Origin of the sequence: Friedmanniella luteola (assembly GCF_900105065.1) — a bacterium.
In the GTDB taxonomy this organism is placed as follows: domain Bacteria; phylum Actinomycetota; class Actinomycetes; order Propionibacteriales; family Propionibacteriaceae; genus Microlunatus; species Microlunatus luteolus.
Genome location: NZ_LT629749.1, coordinates 4,584,293 through 4,599,654 on the forward strand (window position 1 = coordinate 4,584,293; position 15,362 = coordinate 4,599,654).

The window sequence follows — 15,362 nt, forward strand, 5'->3', positions numbered from 1 at the left end:
CCCACGGCTCCCGGTCAGGAGCGGGCCGTGACGTGGTCGCGGAGGGCCGGCATGACCGTCTCGCCGTAGACCCGGAGGGTCTCCTCCTTGTTGTCGTGCTGGAGGTAGCCGGCGAACTGGTCGCAGCCGATCGCCTTGAGCTGCTCGAGCTTGGCGATGTGGTCCTCGGCGGTGCCCAGCAGGCAGAACCGGTCGATGATCGCGTCCGGCACGAAGGCCGTGTGGGTGTTCCCCGCCCGACCGTGCTCGTTGTAGTCGTAGTCCTGCCGGCCGTGGATGTAGTCGGTGAGGGCCTGCGGCACCGCCCCGGACTCGCCGTACTTCGCGACGATGTCGGCGACGTGGTTGCCCACCATGCCGCCGAACCAGCGGCACTGGTCGCGCTGGTGGTCCAGGTCGTCCCCGATGTACATCGGGGCGGCGACGCAGAAGGTGATCGCGTCCGGGTCCCGGCCCGCGTTGCTGGCCGCGGTCCGGACGCTCTCGATCATCCAGGCCGCGATGTCGACGTCGGCCAGCTGCAGGATGAAGCCGTCGCCCACCTCGCCGGCCGCCTTGAGCGCGAGCGGCCCGTAGGCCGCCACCCACACCTCGAGCGACGAGGTCCGGGCCCACGGGAACTGCAGCGTCGTGCCCTTGTGGTCCACCGGGCGGCAGTTCGCGAGCTCGCGGATGACGTGCGTCGCCTCCCGGACCTCCTTGAGCGTGGACGGCTTGCCGTTGGTCACCCGGACGGCGGAGTCCCCGCGGCCGATCCCGCACACCGTCCGGTTGCCGTACATCTCGTTGAGGGTGGCGAAGACCGAGGCCGTCACCGTCCAGTCCCGGGTGGCCGGGTTGGTGACCATCGGGCCGACCTTGATCCGGTGGGTCCGGTCGAGGATCTGGCTGTAGATGACGTACGGCTCCTGCCAGAGCAGGTGGCTGTCGAACGTCCACAGGTAGTCGAAGCCGTGCGCCTCGGACAGCTGGGCGAGCTGCACCGTGCGCTGGGCGGGCGGGTTGGTCTGCAGGACCACGCCGAAGTCCATGTCTACTGCCCTCGCTTCGCCCGGGTCATCAGAGGAGGTACTGACTCAGGCCGCGCTTGAGGTAGCGCCCGTGCCCCTTCGCGCCCACGTAGTCCCCGCCGTCCACGACGATCCGGCCCCGCGACAGCACCGTGTCGACGTGGCCGTCGACCTCGAAGCCCTCCCAGGCCGAGTAGTCCATGTTCATGTGGTGGGTCTTCCCGACCCCGATCGAGGTGTGGCCCCGCGGGTCGTAGACGACCACGTCGGCGTCAGCCCCCGGCTGGATGACCCCCTTGCGGCCGTGGAGCCCGAACATCCGGGCCGGTGTCGTCGAGGTCAGCTCGACCCACCGCGGCAGCGAGATCTGCCCCGTGACCACGCCCTGGTACATCAGGTCCATCCGGTGCTCGACCGAGCCGATGCCGTTGGGGATCTTGGCGAAGCTGCCGATCCCGAGGTCCTTCTGGTCCTTCATGCAGAACGGGCAGTGGTCGGTGGAGACCATCTGGATGTCGTTGGTCCGCAGGGCCTGCCACATGTGGTCCTGGTGGCCCTCCGCCCGGGCGCGCAGCGGCGTCGAGCAGACCCACTTGGCGCCCTCGAAGCTGCCCCACTCCGGCCCGCTGGCGCCCAGCTGCTCCTCCAGCGACAGGTAGAGGTACTGCGGGCAGGTCTCGCCGAAGACGTTCTGGCCGGCGTCCCGGGCCGCGGCGATCTGCTGCACCGCCTGCTTGGCGCTGACGTGCACCACGTAGAGCGGGGCCCCCGTCAGGTTGGCGATCATGATCGCCCGGTGCGTCGCCTCCTCCTCCGCCTGCCAGGGCCGGGAGATGCCGTGCCAGTAGGGATCGGTCTTGCCCTCCGCCAGCAGCTGCTGCACCAGCACGTCGATCATGCCGCCGTTCTCGGCGTGCATCATGATCATCGAACCGTTCTCGGCGGCCTTCTGCATGGCCCGCAGGATCTGGCCGTCGTCGGACAGGAGCACGCCCTGGTAGGCCATGAAGAGCTTGAAGCTCGTGACCCCCTCGATGACCAGCTGGTCCATCGCCTTCAGCGAGTCGTCGTCGACGTCGGACAGGATCTGGTGGAAGCCGTAGTCGACGGCGCAGTTGCCGGCGGCCTTCTCGTGCCACAGGTGGTACTGGTCGAGCACGTTCTCCCCGGCGTACTGGACGACGAAGTCGACGATGGTCGTGGTGCCGCCCCACGCCGCGGCGCGGGTGCCGGTCTCGAAGGTGTCGCTGGCGAACGTCCCGCCGAACGGCATCTCCATGTGGGTGTGCGCGTCGATCCCGCCCGGGATGACGTACTTGCCCGCGGCGTCGACGACGGTGTCGACGGAGCGCTCGAGGTCGTGGCCCAGCAGGACCGAGCCGGGCGCGAGGACGGCGGCGATCGTCTCGCCGTCGACCAGCACGTCGGCGCTGGCGGTGCCGGTCGCGTTCACGACCGTGCCGTTCTTGATCAGCGTTGTCGCCATGGTCAGCCGGCCGGTCTCAGGGCTTCGGGATCGACGTGTAGGACTCGGGCCGGCGGTCGCGGTAGAACTGCCAGGCGTTGCGGACCTCGCGGATCATGCCCAGGTCGAGGTCGCGGACCAGCACCTCCTCGGTCTCGCTGCTGCCCATCGGGCCGACGAGGTTGCCCTGGGGGTCCACGAACTGGCTGGAGCCGTAGAAGGACACGGCCGCGTCGCCGTACTCGTTGTCCTCGCGGCCCACCCGGTTGGGTGCGGCGACGAAGTAGCCGTTGGCCGCGGCGGCGGCGGGCTGCTCGATCTCCCACAGCCGGTTGGACAGCCCGGGCTTGGTGGCGTTGGGGTTGAAGACGATCTGGGCCCCGTTCAGACCGAGCTCGCGCCAGCCCTCCGGGAAGTGCCGGTCGTAGCAGATGTAGACCCCGATCGGTCCGACGGCGGTCTTGAACACCGGGTACCCGAGGTTGCCGGGGCGGAAGTAGAACTTCTCCCAGAACTTGTCGAGGTGCGGGATGTGGTGCTTGCGGTACCTGCCGAGGACGCTGCCGTCGGCGTCGACCACCACCGCGGTGTTGTAGTAGACGCCCGGCTGCTCCTCCTCGTAGATGGGCAGCACCATCACCATCGCGAGCTCCGCGGCCAGCGCGGCGAACCGCTGCACGACGGGACCGTCGGCCGGTTCGGCGTAGTCGTAGTACTGCGGGTCCTCGGTGATGCCGAAGTAGGGGCCGTAGAACAGCTCCTGGAAGCAGATGACCTGCGCACCCTGGTCCTTGGCCTGCCGGGCGAACTGCTCGTGCTTGTCCAGCATCGAGGCCTTGTCGCCGGTCCAGGTGGTCTGGGTGATCGCTGCCCGCACTGTGCTCACGTGGTCCCGTCCTCGCGGTCGCACGGGTCACGTCACCCGTGGCCCGTCGACGGGCCCTCACCGGCCCGTTCGAGCATTGAACGTCCACCCTGTTCCAGGGGTGTGTCAATGCCTGACGGCCGGATGACGCGTCGGCCCCGCCGATCGCGGCTGCGCCGGGTCGGACCGGCGGATCAGGAGGGCGCGATCGGGTCGGTGACCTGCGCCCAGCGGTCGGTCCCGATCGACGGGCGGGTGCGCCGCCGCTCGACGTACCAGACCACGCCGCCCACGGCGGCTCCGATGGCGGCCATCATCTTCCACTGCACGAGGCCAGCCTAGTGGCCGCCGGACGACCGGGCCGGGCGGCCGACGGCCCCGGAGGGTCAGACCGTGGACCGATGGGCGTGGGCGGCGCCGCCCGTAGGCTGACCGGGCCATGAGCTCTCGCCTCGACCTGCAGGTCCGCGACCGCCGGTTCGTCTGGGACTTCGTCCTGGCCTGCGTCGTCGCGGTGGTGGTCAGCCTGCCCTACGCGACGGGCGGCGAGCCGGCCGCGGCCGCCGCCAGCGTCATCCTGGCCTCGGCGCTGCTGATGCGCCGGCTGGTCCCCGCGGCGGCCCTGGCCGTCGGCGCCGTGGGCGCGCTCGGGCAGCTGCTGACGCTGTCGCAGCCGATGATCGGCATCGTCGTGGTGCCCATGCTCGTCTACGCCGCCGCCCGGTGGGGCAGCAGGAGCGTCAGCCACGCGGGGCTGGCGCTGGGCCTCGCCGGGGCGCTGCTCGGTCCGGCCCGCTGGGCGCTGCCGGTGTACTCCTCCAGCACCGCGATGGTCTACTTCGCGATGGGCGTGACCGGCTGCGCCGGCGTCGTGCTGGCGGCCTACCTGGTGGGCCGGCGGGGTCGGGAGAGCGTCGAGAACCGGCGCGAGCGGCAGCTCTCGGAGCTGGAGCGCTCCCGGCTGCGGCTGGCCGAGCAGGAGCAGCGGGCCGCCGTCGCGGCCGTCGACGAGCGCAACCGGATCGCCCGCGAGCTGCACGACATCGTCGCCCACTCGCTGTCGGTCATCGTCGTCCAGGCCGAGGGCGGCCGGGCCCTGGCCGCCAAGCGGCCCGAGAAGGGCCCGGAGGTGCTCGGCACCATCGCGGAGACCAGCCGCGAGGCGCTGGAGGAGATGCGGCGGATGGTCGGTCTGCTCCGCAGCGGCGGCCCCGGCGCCGAGCCCACGTCCTACGTGCCCACCCCAGGGCTGGACGACATCCCCGACCTGGTCCGCAAGACCAGCGCCACCGCCCGGCTCGCCACGTTCGGCACCGCGCCACCCGTGAGCCAGGCCCTCGGCCTGACCGCCTACCGCATCGTCCAGGAAGCCATGACCAACACCCTCAAGCACGCCGGCCCCGCCGCCACCGCTCAGGTCACCCTCGCGTTCACCGGGAGCGCCCTCGAGATCGAGGTGTCCGACGACGGCCGGGGCGCTGCGGCGACCGGCGACGGCCGGGGCCACGGCCTGCGGGGCATGCACGAGCGCGTCGCTCTGCACGGCGGCACCCTGACCGCCGGGCCGCGGCCGACCGGCGGGTACAGCGTCCGCGTCTCGCTCCCCCTCACCGCCGCGCCGGCCGCGCAGCCGGGTCCGTCCGCGTGGACCGGCCGCTGATGCCGGTCCGCGTCTTCCTGGTCGACGACCAGGCGCTGGTGCGCAGCGGCTTCCGGATGCTCATCGAGGCCGAGGACGACCTGGTGGTCGTGGGCGAGGCGGCCGACGGCCAGGCGGCGGTGCAGGCCCTGGCCAAGGTGTCGGCCGACGTCGTGCTGATGGACATCCGGATGCCCGTCGTCGACGGCGTGGAGGCCACCCAGCGGCTGACCGCGGCCGGCCACCCGGCCCGCGTGCTGGTGCTGACCACCTTCGACCTCGACGAGTACGTGTTCGCCGCGCTCAAGGCCGGGGCGAGCGGCTTCCTGCTCAAGGACGCGCGCCCCGCCGAGCTGCTGAGCGCCATCCGTGACGTCGCGGCGGGGGACGCCGTCGTCGCCCCCAGCGCCACCCGCCGGCTGCTCGCGCAGGTCGTGCCGACGCTGCCCGGCCGACCGACCGAGCACACCCCGGACCCACGGCTGGCCCTGCTCACCGCCCGGGAGCTCGACGTGCTGGTGGAGATCGCGGCCGGGGCCAGCAACAGCGAGATCGGCTCGCGGCTGTACCTCGCCGAGGGCACGGTCAAGACCCACATCGGCCGGCTGCTCGCCAAGCTGGAGATCCGGGACCGGGTGGGTCTGGTGCTGTTCGCCTACGAGACCGGGGTCGCCCCGCGCTGACCGCCGGTCGGACCGCGGGCCCCTCCTGCAGGGCCCGCGCTCCGATGCGGGGGCCCGGCGCCCGTTCCTAGGTTGAAGCCGACACCTCGACCGAAGGGACTTCTCCGTGCGCACCACCCTCGAGCCGTCGACCGGCCCCGGCCCGGCGCCCCGGACCACCCGTCCGGGCGACGTCGCCGCCGTCCGGGCCGTCGACCTCGTCAAGACCTACGGCAGCGGCCGGACCGCCGTCCGGGCCCTGGACTCCGTCAGCGTCGCCATCACCCGCGGCCAGCTGACCGCGGTGATGGGCCCGTCGGGCTCGGGCAAGTCGACGCTGATGCACTGCCTGGCAGGCCTCGACACCGTCACCAGCGGGCAGGTGTTCCTCGGCGGCCGGGAGATCTCCGGCCTCGCGGACCGCGAGCTCACCACCGTCCGCCGCGACCAGGTGGGGTTCGTCTTCCAGGCGTTCAACCTGCTGCCCACCCTCACCGCCGCGCAGAACATCACCCTGCCGCTGGAGCTGGCCGGCACGGAGGTCGACCCGGGCCTGCTGCAGGCCACCGCGATCGCGCTCGGGCTGCAGGACCGGCTGGCCCACCGGCCCAGCGAGCTGTCCGGCGGCCAGCAGCAGCGGGTCGCCATCGCCCGCGCGCTCATCACCCGGCCCGACGTCGTCTTCGCCGACGAGCCGACGGGCGCGCTCGACTCCCGCACGGGGCAGCAGCTGCTCGCCCAGCTGCGCAGCGCCAGCCGGGAGCTGGGCCAGACCATCGTCCTGGTCACCCACGACCCCGCGGCCGCCGCCCACGCCGACCGGGTGCTGCTGCTGGCCGACGGCGCGCTGGTCGACGAGCTCGACGCTCCCGGCACCGACGACCTGCTTGCCGCGCTGACCCGGCTGGGTTCCTGAGGTGCGGCGCGCGTGGCGCGAGCTCCGCACCCACCCGGACCGGACGGTCTCGGTCGGCCTGGCCGTGGTGGTCAGCGTCGCCTTCGTCGTCGCCTGCCTGGTCTTCGTGGCCACCGAGACCCGCGGCGTCGGCCAACGGCTGAGCGCCCCGTCCTCCACCAGCGACGTGCTGGTCGACCTGGGCGGGGACCCCGCCCCGGTCGCCGCCGCGGCCGCGGCCCTGCCCGGCGTCGCCGCCGTCTCCACCTCCGCCCGCACCTACGCCGCCTTCAGCACCGCCGCCGGGCCCGGGCCGATCGAGCTGCAGACCCTGCCCGACCGGCCGGAGTTCCGCTGGTCGGAGCTGGGCACCGGCCGCTGGCCGACCACCGCCGACCAGGTGGTGCTCAGCCCCGGGACCGCGCGGTCCTACGCGGTGGGCCCCGGGGACGTGCTGACCCTGGAGCCCCTGGGCGACCGTCCGGCCCGGCGGCTGGTGGTGACCGGGCTGCTGGACGAGGGCCGCGCGCTGTTCGCGGACCTCGGCGACTCCGGCGTCGTGGCCCCGGCCTTCGCCGCCGCCACCGCCCCCGGGGACCGCTCCGGGACGGTCCTGGTCCGGGTGCAGCCCGGGACCGAGCCCGGCGCGGTGGCCGCCGCCCTGCAGCCCGTCGTCGGCGAGGCGGGCACCGTCCAGACCTCGGCGGAGGCCGGCGCCGCCGCCCTCCACGAGGCCACCGGGGTCGCCGACCTGTTCGGCTACCTGGTGCTCGTCTTCGGCTCGATCGCGGTGCTCGTCGGCTCGATGACCGTCCTCAACACGCTGGTGATCATCCTGACCCAGCGGCGCCGGGAGATCGGCCTGCTGCGGGCCGTCGGCGCCTCCACCCGCCAGGTCCGGCGGATGCTGCTCGCCGAGGCGCTGCTCACCGGCCTGCTCGGGTCCGCCGCGGGCGTCGTGCTCGGCACCGGCGTGGCGGCGCTGGTCGCGACGGTGACCGGCGGGATCGGCGCCGGCCTGGCCGTGCCGCCGCTGGCGGTCGGGCTGGGCTTCGTCGGCGGGGTCGTGGTCACCGTGCTGGCGTCGCTGGTCCCGGTCGGCCGGGCCAGCCGGGTCGCCCCGCTCGAGGCGCTGCGGCCGGTCGCGCCCGAGGCGGACCGCCACCGCCACGGCCGGCTGCGGGTCGTCGCCGGCGGGCTCGGCACGCTGCTCGGGGTGGCGGTGATCGTCGTGGCGCTCACCGCCGATGCGCACAACGTCGTGCTGGCCGTGGCCGGCGCGGCCATCACGGCGGTCGGCGTCCTGGCCCTCGCCGTGGTGGTGGTCCCCGCGCTGCTGCGCGGGGTCGGCCTGCTCGCCCGCCGCGGCGGTCCCACCGCCCGGCTGGCGGCGGCCAACCTGGTCCGCAACCCGGGCCGGTCGGCGGCGACCTGCACCGCGCTGATGCTGGCCGTGGGGTTGATCGTCACCCTCCAGGTGGGCTCCGCCACGGTCGGCGCGACGCTCGACGACGCCCTGGACGCGAAGTTCCCGGTCGACCTGGTGGTCGTCAACCCCGACGGCCCGCTCTCGACCACGGTGACGACGGCGGTCGCCGGCGTCCCGGGTGTCACGGCGACGGTGCCCGTGCGCAGCGTCCGGGCCGGCCTCCCGGGAGCCGGTGACGACGGCGTGGCCGAGCTCACCGTCTCGGCGCCGGGGGCCGGCGTGGAGCGGGTCGTCCCGACCGGGCTGGACCAGCTCACCGGACGCAACGCCCTGGTGGACGACTTCACCCTGGAGATGCTCGGCGCCCGGTCGGGGGACCCGCTGGAGCTGTCGTACCAGGGACGGCGGGGCACCTTCGTGCTCCGGTCGAGCGAGATCCCGCGCTCGGGCGGGGTGGCGGTGACCGACGCCGCGCTGGCCGCGCTGGCCCCGACCGCCCCCACCTCGGAGCTGTGGGCGGCCGCCGCGGACCGCGACGAGGCCCGGGCCGTCGTCGCGGCGGTCCGGCAGGCGACCGTGAGCCAGCCCGGGCTGCGGGTCGACGGCTCGCTGACCGAGGCCGCCGAGGTCGTCCGGGTGCTCGACAGGCTGCTGGCGGTGGCCACGGGCCTGCTCGCCGTCGCTGTGCTGATCGCCCTGATCGGCGTGGGCACCACCTTGGGCCTGTCGGTGCTGGAGCGGACGCGCGAGTCCGCCCTGCTGCGGGCGCTGGGCCTGCAGCGGCGCCAGCTGCGGGGGATGCTGACCGTGGAGGCGGTGCTGCTCGCCCTGGTGGGGGCGGCCGTCGGCGTCGTGGTCGGGATCGCCTTCGGCGGGGTGGGTGCCGTAGCGCTGGCGGAGGAGACCGACATGGGGAGGCTGCACCTGGCCGTGCCCGTGCTCCAGACGCTCGGCGTGGTGGCGGTCGTCGCGCTCGCCGGGGCGCTCGCCTCCGTGCTGCCGGCCCGCCGCGCGGCGATGGCCACCCCGACGGAGGCGCTGGCCGACCGGTGACGGGCAGCCATCCACCCCTGCGGGTGGTGTGCCGCACCCCCGCGGTCGTGAAACCTGGGGGACACACAGCGCTGCTAGCGTCGGCCCTGCCCGGGTCGACCGGCCGTCCCGAGCCCGGGGCATCCCTGACGGCCACGGCGCGGGAAGGATGTCGCATGACCATCTCCTACGGGGTGCTGAGCACCTACCCGCCCACGCAGTGCGGGCTGGCGACCTTCAGCCGCGCGCTCGTCACGGCTCTGGAGTCGCCGCAGGACCTGGTGGGCGTGGTCCGGGTGGCCGATGCGGCGGAGCTGCCCGGCCGGCGCGGCGCACGCAGCAGCACCGGCCAGCCCGCCGACGGCACCTGGGTGCGGGGCGAGGCGCGCGGACCCCGCCGCGCCGCCGCCGCGCTCAACGCCTTCGACGTCGCCGTGCTCCAGCACGAGTACGGCATCTTCCCGGGTCCCGACGGGGAGGACGTCCTCGACGTGGTCCGCCGGCTCCGCGTCCCCCTCGTCACCGTCCTGCACACCGTCCTGGTGACGCCGTCGCCCAACCAGCGGCGCATCCTCGAGACCCTCGTGAGCGCCTCCAGCGCGGTGGTGACCATGACGCAGACCGGCCACGACCGGCTGCTGGAGCACTACGCCGTCGACGGCAGCAAGGTCACGGTCATCCCGCACGGCGCCGACGTCCCGCCGCCGCAGCTGCACCGCCGGCCCCGCGCGGCCGGCCGGCCGGCGACGGTGCTGACCTGGGGACTCCTGGGTGAGGGCAAGGGCATCGAGTGGGCGGTCGACGCGATGGGGCTGCTCGGTGACCTCGACCCGCGGCCGGAGTACCACGTCGTCGGTCAGACCCATCCCAAGGTGCGGGCCGAGCACGGGGAGGTCTACCGCGAGCGGCTGATCGCCCGCGCCGCCGCCGGCGGCAGCGGTGCCGTGCACTTCGACGACCGCTACCTGAGCACCGCCGAGCTGCACCGGATCGTCCAGGCCGCCGACATCGTGCTGCTGCCCTACGACTCCCGCGAGCAGGTCACCTCCGGGGTGCTGATCGAGGCCGTCGCGGCCGGCAAGCCCGTCGTCTCGACCGCCTTCCCGCACGCCGTGGAGCTGCTGTCGAGCGGCGCCGGTCTGCTGGTGGACCGGCAGGACCCGGCGGGGATCGCCGCCGCCCTGCGCCGGGTGCTCACCGAGCCCGGGTTGGGCACCGCCATGGCGGCGGAGGCGGAGCGGATCGCACCCGGCCTGCTGTGGCCCGCCGTCGCCGACCGGTACCGCGCCGTCGCCGCGGCCGTGGTGCCCCGCCGGTCGGTCCTGGCCACCGCGTGACCGCCGTCCCCGTCCTCGGTCCGGCGGTGTCCTTCGACCACCTGCTCCGCCTGACCGACGACGGCGGCCTGTTCGAGCACGCGGAGCTGACCACGCCCCGTCCGGAGCACGGCTACTGCGTCGACGACCTCGCCCGCGGACTCGTGGTGCTGGCACGGGAGCCGTCGCCCGCCGCCCCGCTCCGGCGGCTGGGCGGGGACTACCTGCGGCTGGTCGTCGACGCGCAGGCCCACGACGGCCGTTTCCACAACCGCCGGAGCCTGGAGGGCCGCTGGACCGACGCCCCGACCCTCGACGACTGCTGGGGACGGGCGCTGTGGGGGCTGGGCAGCGTGGCCGCCCGCTGGGGCGACGAGGCGCAGGCCGGGGTGGCGCTGCGCCACTTCGAGCGCGGCGCCCGGCACCGTTCCCCCCACCTGCGGGCGGACGTCTTCGCGGCGCTGGGCGCGGCCGAGGTGCTCACGGTCCGGCCCGGCCACCGCGCGGCGCGACGGCTGCTGACCGCGACGGCGGACCGCCTGCTGGCCCGACCCACCGAGCCCGGCTGGCCGTGGCCCGAGCCCCGGCTGCGGTACGCCAACGGCAGCCTCCCCGAGGTGCTGGTCGCGGCGGGGCACCTGCTGGGCGACGCCCGGCTGCTGGAGGCGGGCCTGCGGATGCTGACCTGGCTGCTGGACGTCGAGACCTCGGGCGACCAGCTCTCCCTCACCCCGGTCGGGGGCTGGGCGCGCGGCGAGCCCCGGCCGGGCTACGACCAGCAGCCGATCGAGGTCGCCGCGCTTGCCGACGCCTGTGCCCGCGCCCTCGACGTGACCGGGGACCCGCGGTGGGCCGTCGGGCTGGAGCGTTGCCGGCGGTGGTTCCACGGCGCCAACGACACGGGTGTCATGCTGCTGGACGTGATCAGCGGTGGTGGGTACGACGGGCTCGAACGGCACGGGCGCAACGAGAACCAGGGTGCGGAGTCGACGCTCGCGCTGATCTCCACCCTGCAGCGCAGTGCCGCGGTGACGGCCGCGCGGACGTGAGCGCGGGCCTGCTGGTCCGCAGCCCGCTCGTCCTCCGGCCCGACCCGGCCCGCGTCATCGCCCGCCCGTTCCTCCCGGGCGAGGAGCTGCTCGCGGACGGCCGGGCCCGCGTCGACGCCGTGGTCGACCGCGTCCAGGCCATGGCGGACGCCGACGTGACCGCCACCCTGGTCGCCACCCGCGCCGCCTTCGGCGACCGGCACGACGACCTGGACGGCGTCTTCGCCGCGCACTTCGCCGCCGTCGCCGACCGGGCCGGGACCGGCGTGCTGCCACCCGAGCGGGCCGCGCTCATCGGCGCCTACTTCACGCAGGAGTACGCCCTCGAGGCAGCGGCGCTGTTCAACCCGTCGATGGTGGTCCACCCGGACCAGGCCGGCCTGGCCCCCGGCGAGCTGCGCTTCCTGATGACGGTGCGCTCCGTCGGCGAGGGGCACGTCTCCAGCATCCAGTTCCGCTCGGGCGTGCTCGGGAGCGGTCCGGCCGACCTCCGGGTGGACGACCCGGGCCGGCCCCGGACGCCGGCGCACCGGTCGGCGACCCTGAGCCGTGACGTGCTGCTGGCCGCGGTGGCGGACCGCACCGGGAACCCGGTGGACGAGCTGGCGCGGGTGCTGCCCCCGCACGTCGACGGGGACAACCTCGAGCAGGTGCTCGAAGCCGTCCGCCGGGACTACCTCGACCGCGTCCGGGGTGCGGTGGTGGCGGAGCAGGTCCGGTGGGTCTTCCGCTGCGACTACGGCCTGGACGTCGACCCGGGTGTCCCGGCGACCGACACGGCGCTGTTCCCCGTGGCGCCCGACGAGCTCCGCGGGGTCGAGGACGCGCGGCTCACCCGGCTGGTGGAGGACGACGGGAGCGTCGCCTTCCACGCCACCTACACCGCCTACGACGGCACGGCCATCGCGTCCCACCTGGTCAGCACCACCGACTTCCGCCGGCTGGACGTCCGTCAGCTGCTCGGCCCGGCGTCCAGGAGCAAGGGCATGGCGCTGTTCCCGCGCCGGCTGGACGGCGACTACGCCGCCCTGGTCCGGTGGGACCGCGAGAGCATCGGCGTCGCCCGGTCGCGCGACCTGCGCTGGTGGGACCCGGCCGTCATCGTGCAGCAGCCCGCGGAGCCGTGGGAGCTCATCCAGCTGGGCAACTGCGGACCGCCGATCGAGACCGAGGCCGGCTGGCTGGTCCTGAACCACGGGGTGGGGCCCGTCCGCCGCTACGGGATCGGCGCCACGCTGCTGGACCGCGACGACCCGACCGTCCTCCGGGGCGTGCTGGCGGAGCCGCTCCTGCTGCCGGACGAGGACGAGCGGGTGGGCTACGTGCCCAACGTCGTCTACTCCTGCGGGGCGCTGGTGCACGGCGACCGGCTGGTCCTGCCGTACGGCTGCAGCGACTCCTCGATCCGCTTCGCCTTCGTCGACCTGCCCGCGCTGCTGGCCCGGCTGACGGCCTGACGCCTGACGGCGCGGGGCCGCGCCGCCAGACTGGGCGGCATGAGTGCCGACGCCTACCCCCCGACCGACCGGACGACGCCCAGCCGTCTGCGCGAGCGCGTCGGCTACGACCGGGCGGCGGTGCACGCCGTGCTGGACGAGGCCACCGTCTGCCACGTGGGGTTCGTCGTCGACGGTCGGCCGGTGGTGCTCCCGCAGCTGCACGTGCGGGTCGGCGACGACCTCTACCTGCACGGCTCGACGGGGGCGCGGGCGCTGCGGACCGCGGCCGAGGGCGGGCTCGAGGTGTGCGTGACCGTCACCCTGATCGACGGCCTGGTCCTGGCCCGCTCGGCGTTCAACCACTCGGTCAACTACCGCTCCGTCGTCGCCCAGGGGCGGGCGGAGCTGGTCCGCGACGAGCAGGACAAGGCGGCCGTCCTCGCGGCGCTGGTCGAGTCGGTGGTGCCGGGCCGTTCGTCCGGCTCGCGGCCCGCGGACCGTCGCGAGCTCGCGGCCACGGCGCTGCTGCGGCTGCCCCTGCGCGAGGTGTCGCTCAAGACGCGGAGCGGGCCGCCGTCGGACGACCCCGAGGACCTGGACCTGCCGCACTGGACCGGCGTGCTGCCGCTGTCCGTCCGGCGCGGCGAGCCGGTCGCCGCTCCCGGCCTGGCGGAGGCACCCGTCCCCGAGCACGTCCGGGCCTGGGCGGCCCAGGACTGAGCGCCGCCGTCCGTCCGCCCTCCGGGGTCCGGACCGGCGTCCAGCCGTATCCCCGGGTGTGGCTCGGACCGGCGTCCGCCCGTACCCCCGGGCGTGGCTCGGTCCGACCCCCCACGTCACACCCCGTCGGGGTGCTTCACACCCGGTGCAGCGGGTGTGAAGACCACCGCAGGGGTGTGAAGTGGCGGACGCACGCCGGCGCTGAGCTGACGAACGGCCGACGAGGGCGAGCACACGCGTCGCGTGGGGCGGTGACGTCGCGTGACCGCGCGGTCCATCAGGCGTGGGACGCCTCGCGCGGCCGGTCCCGCGCCAGCACCCCCACTTCACACCCCGTGGACGTGCTTCACACCCCCTGCACGGGGTGTGAAGACCACCGCAGGGGTGTGAAGTGGGGGACGGACCGGGGTGCCGGGGACGGACCGACCCCGGCCGGGACGAGCCCTCGCGAGGGCGAGCGGCGCGGGAGGCACCGACGGGGCGCGGTCCCGAGCGGCGGCGGACCACGTCGTCGCGAGGGGACGCCGGGCGGAGGGCTCGACCGGTCGTGCCGGACCGGCCCCCCGCCTCGCGACGGCCTCAGGCCGAGGCGGCCCGGAGCTTCTCCAGCAGCGGGCCGGCGGCCTGCTCGAGGAACGCGCTCTGACCCTCGTCGCCCACCTGCACCAGCGCGATGTCGGTGAAGCCGGCCTCCCAGAAGGGCTTGACCGCCTCGACGACCGCGTCGAGGTCGGGCCCGCAGGGGATCTGCTCGGCGACGTCCTCGGGTCGGACGAACTGGCTGGCCCCGGCGAAGCCGGCCGGCGTCGGCAGGTCGGCGTTGACCGCCCAGCCGCCCGCGAACCAGCGGAACTGGTCGTGCGCCTTGGCCACCGCCGCATCGCGGTCGGTGCCCCAGCAGATCGGGATCTGGCCGATCTTGCGGGACGACGTGTCCCCCTTGGCCCGGTCCCAGGCCTGCAGCAGCTCGGCGTCGGGCTCGGTGGTGATGAGGTGCTCGGCCAGCGGGCTGAAGTGCTCGATCGACTTCGGACCGGACACGGCGATGCCGATCGGCACGCCGCCCTCCGGGACGTCCCAGATGCGGGCGGAGTCGACCCGGAAGTAGTTGCCCTCCCACGTCGTCAGCTCGCCGGTGTGCAGCTCGCGGATGATCGTGGCGGCCTCCACCAGCATGTCCTGGCGCTGGTCGACCGGTGGCCAGCCCTCGCCCGTCACGTGCTCGTTGAGGTTCTCCCCCGAGCCCAGGCCGAGCGTGAAGCGGCCGTCGGAGAGCAGCTGCAGCGTCGCCGCCTTCTGCGCCACCACCGCCGGGTGGTAGCGCTGGATCGGCGAGGTCACGTAGGTCATCAGCTCGACCCGCGAGGTGGCCTGCGCCACGGCACCCAGCACGGTCCAGGCGTAGGGCGCGTGACCCTGCGACACCAGCCACGGCGAGTAGTGGTCGCTGGACACCTCGAAGTCGAAGCCGACCTGCTCGGCCGCGGTGGCGTACTGCACCAGGGCCTTCGGGCCGCTCTGCTCCGTCATCAGCGTGTAGCCGAACCGCGTCATGAGCCGCTCCTCCTCACCACCCCGGTCAGGACTGGCCGGACTGGGCCGTCTTCAGCCGGTCGATGTGCTCGGAGGCCTCGGCCTTGTTCAGGTTGGCGGGGAGCTCCTCCCCGGCCTGCTTGGCCAGGGTGTCGAGGTAGCTCTTCTGGGACGGGGTCATGGGGTCGTCGCCGCTGACCCAGTCGCTGGGGTCCTTCTCCAGGGCCGGGTTCTCGGTCTCGGCCTTGGCGCCGATGGTGCCCTCTTCCTGCGCGGCCTGGGTGGTCTCTGACTGGAATTCGCTCATG

14 protein-coding genes are annotated in these 15,362 nt (G+C 74.4%); 8 read left to right on the top strand and 6 right to left on the bottom strand.

Translation table 11 applies throughout. From position 1 onward, the window contains the following. Positions 1-14 precede the first annotated feature (14 nt). The 4 genes from BLT72_RS21405 to BLT72_RS23400 all read right to left on the bottom strand — a co-directional run bounded on the left by BLT72_RS21405 (position 15) and on the right by BLT72_RS23400 (position 3,669). On the bottom strand, positions 15-1,031 hold the full coding sequence (locus BLT72_RS21405) for a TIGR03842 family LLM class F420-dependent oxidoreductase (RefSeq protein ID WP_091416051.1): 1,017 nt from the start codon (positions 1,029-1,031) through the stop codon (positions 15-17). A 28-nt stretch (positions 1,032-1,059) separates the two neighbouring features. After that, complete coding sequence (hydA, locus tag BLT72_RS21410; protein ID WP_091416053.1) at positions 1,060-2,496, bottom strand: dihydropyrimidinase; 1,437 nt, start codon at positions 2,494-2,496, stop codon at positions 1,060-1,062. 16 nt (positions 2,497-2,512) lie between these two features. Then, the gene (locus BLT72_RS21415; RefSeq protein ID WP_091416056.1) at positions 2,513-3,361 is read right to left on the bottom strand and encodes a nitrilase-related carbon-nitrogen hydrolase; all 849 of its coding nucleotides are present in this window, start codon (positions 3,359-3,361) and stop codon (positions 2,513-2,515) included. Between the two features lie 173 nt (positions 3,362-3,534). After that, the gene (locus BLT72_RS23400) at positions 3,535-3,669 is read right to left on the bottom strand and encodes a hypothetical protein (RefSeq protein WP_280949235.1); all 135 of its coding nucleotides are present in this window, start codon (positions 3,667-3,669) and stop codon (positions 3,535-3,537) included. A gap of 110 nt (positions 3,670-3,779) precedes the next feature. On the opposite strand from BLT72_RS23400, the gene BLT72_RS21420 reads away from it, so the two are divergent. From BLT72_RS21420 to BLT72_RS21455, 8 genes are all read left to right on the top strand, one after another. Beyond that, positions 3,780-5,000 carry a sensor histidine kinase gene (locus tag BLT72_RS21420; RefSeq protein WP_091416058.1) on the top strand — a complete coding sequence of 407 codons (1,221 nt, stop codon included), beginning with the start codon at positions 3,780-3,782 and terminating at the stop codon, positions 4,998-5,000. Further along, positions 5,000-5,662, top strand: coding sequence for a response regulator (locus BLT72_RS21425; RefSeq protein ID WP_091418097.1), 663 nt, complete (start codon positions 5,000-5,002; stop codon positions 5,660-5,662). Before BLT72_RS21420 ends, BLT72_RS21425 begins: the two co-directional genes overlap by 1 nt. A gap of 106 nt (positions 5,663-5,768) precedes the next feature. Further along, positions 5,769-6,557 carry an ABC transporter ATP-binding protein gene (locus BLT72_RS21430; protein ID WP_091416061.1) on the top strand — a complete coding sequence of 263 codons (789 nt, stop codon included), beginning with the start codon at positions 5,769-5,771 and terminating at the stop codon, positions 6,555-6,557. Between the two features lies 1 nt (position 6,558). Further along, positions 6,559-9,018, top strand: coding sequence for an ABC transporter permease (locus tag BLT72_RS21435; protein WP_091416064.1), 2,460 nt, complete (start codon positions 6,559-6,561; stop codon positions 9,016-9,018). Positions 9,019-9,173: 155 nt separating this feature from the next. Further along, a complete protein-coding gene (locus BLT72_RS21440; RefSeq protein ID WP_091416066.1) occupies positions 9,174-10,334 on the top strand; it encodes a glycosyltransferase in 1,161 nt (386 codons plus the stop codon). Further along, complete coding sequence (locus BLT72_RS21445) at positions 10,331-11,362, top strand: glycosyltransferase (RefSeq protein ID WP_091416070.1); 1,032 nt, start codon at positions 10,331-10,333, stop codon at positions 11,360-11,362. Before BLT72_RS21440 ends, BLT72_RS21445 begins: the two co-directional genes overlap by 4 nt. Next, the gene (locus BLT72_RS21450) at positions 11,359-12,819 is read left to right on the top strand and encodes a glycoside hydrolase family 130 protein (RefSeq protein WP_091416073.1); all 1,461 of its coding nucleotides are present in this window, start codon (positions 11,359-11,361) and stop codon (positions 12,817-12,819) included. The genes BLT72_RS21445 and BLT72_RS21450 overlap by 4 nt, the downstream gene beginning before the upstream one ends. Positions 12,820-12,858: 39 nt before the next feature. Then, on the top strand, positions 12,859-13,521 hold the full coding sequence (locus tag BLT72_RS21455) for a pyridoxamine 5'-phosphate oxidase family protein (RefSeq protein WP_091416076.1): 663 nt from the start codon (positions 12,859-12,861) through the stop codon (positions 13,519-13,521). A gap of 579 nt (positions 13,522-14,100) precedes the next feature. On the opposite strand, the gene BLT72_RS21460 is transcribed toward BLT72_RS21455, so the two are convergent. Further along, positions 14,101-15,075: a TIGR03557 family F420-dependent LLM class oxidoreductase gene (locus BLT72_RS21460; RefSeq protein ID WP_091416080.1), complete on the bottom strand. Its 975-nt coding sequence runs from the start codon at positions 15,073-15,075 to the stop codon at positions 14,101-14,103. Between the two features lie 25 nt (positions 15,076-15,100). After that, on the bottom strand, positions 15,101-15,361 hold the full coding sequence (locus BLT72_RS21465) for a DUF3072 domain-containing protein (RefSeq protein ID WP_091416083.1): 261 nt from the start codon (positions 15,359-15,361) through the stop codon (positions 15,101-15,103). Position 15,362: the final 1 nt, after the last annotated feature.

What these genes read in the sequence shown, in the direction of transcription:
- BLT72_RS21405 (WP_091416051.1), bottom strand. Translation starts at nt 1,031, where the DNA reads ATGGACTTCGGCGTGGTCCTGCAGACCAACCCGCCCGCCCAGCGCACG.
- BLT72_RS21460 (WP_091416080.1), bottom strand. Translation starts at nt 15,075, where the DNA reads ATGACGCGGTTCGGCTACACGCTGATGACGGAGCAGAGCGGCCCGAAG.
- BLT72_RS21420 (WP_091416058.1), top strand. Translation starts at nt 3,780, where the DNA reads ATGAGCTCTCGCCTCGACCTGCAGGTCCGCGACCGCCGGTTCGTCTGG.
- BLT72_RS21465 (WP_091416083.1), bottom strand. Translation starts at nt 15,361, where the DNA reads ATGAGCGAATTCCAGTCAGAGACCACCCAGGCCGCGCAGGAAGAGGGC.
- BLT72_RS21425 (WP_091418097.1), top strand. Translation starts at nt 5,000, where the DNA reads ATGCCGGTCCGCGTCTTCCTGGTCGACGACCAGGCGCTGGTGCGCAGC.
- BLT72_RS21455 (WP_091416076.1), top strand. Translation starts at nt 12,859, where the DNA reads ATGAGTGCCGACGCCTACCCCCCGACCGACCGGACGACGCCCAGCCGT.
- BLT72_RS21440 (WP_091416066.1), top strand. Translation starts at nt 9,174, where the DNA reads ATGACCATCTCCTACGGGGTGCTGAGCACCTACCCGCCCACGCAGTGC.
- hydA (WP_091416053.1), bottom strand. Translation starts at nt 2,496, where the DNA reads ATGGCGACAACGCTGATCAAGAACGGCACGGTCGTGAACGCGACCGGC.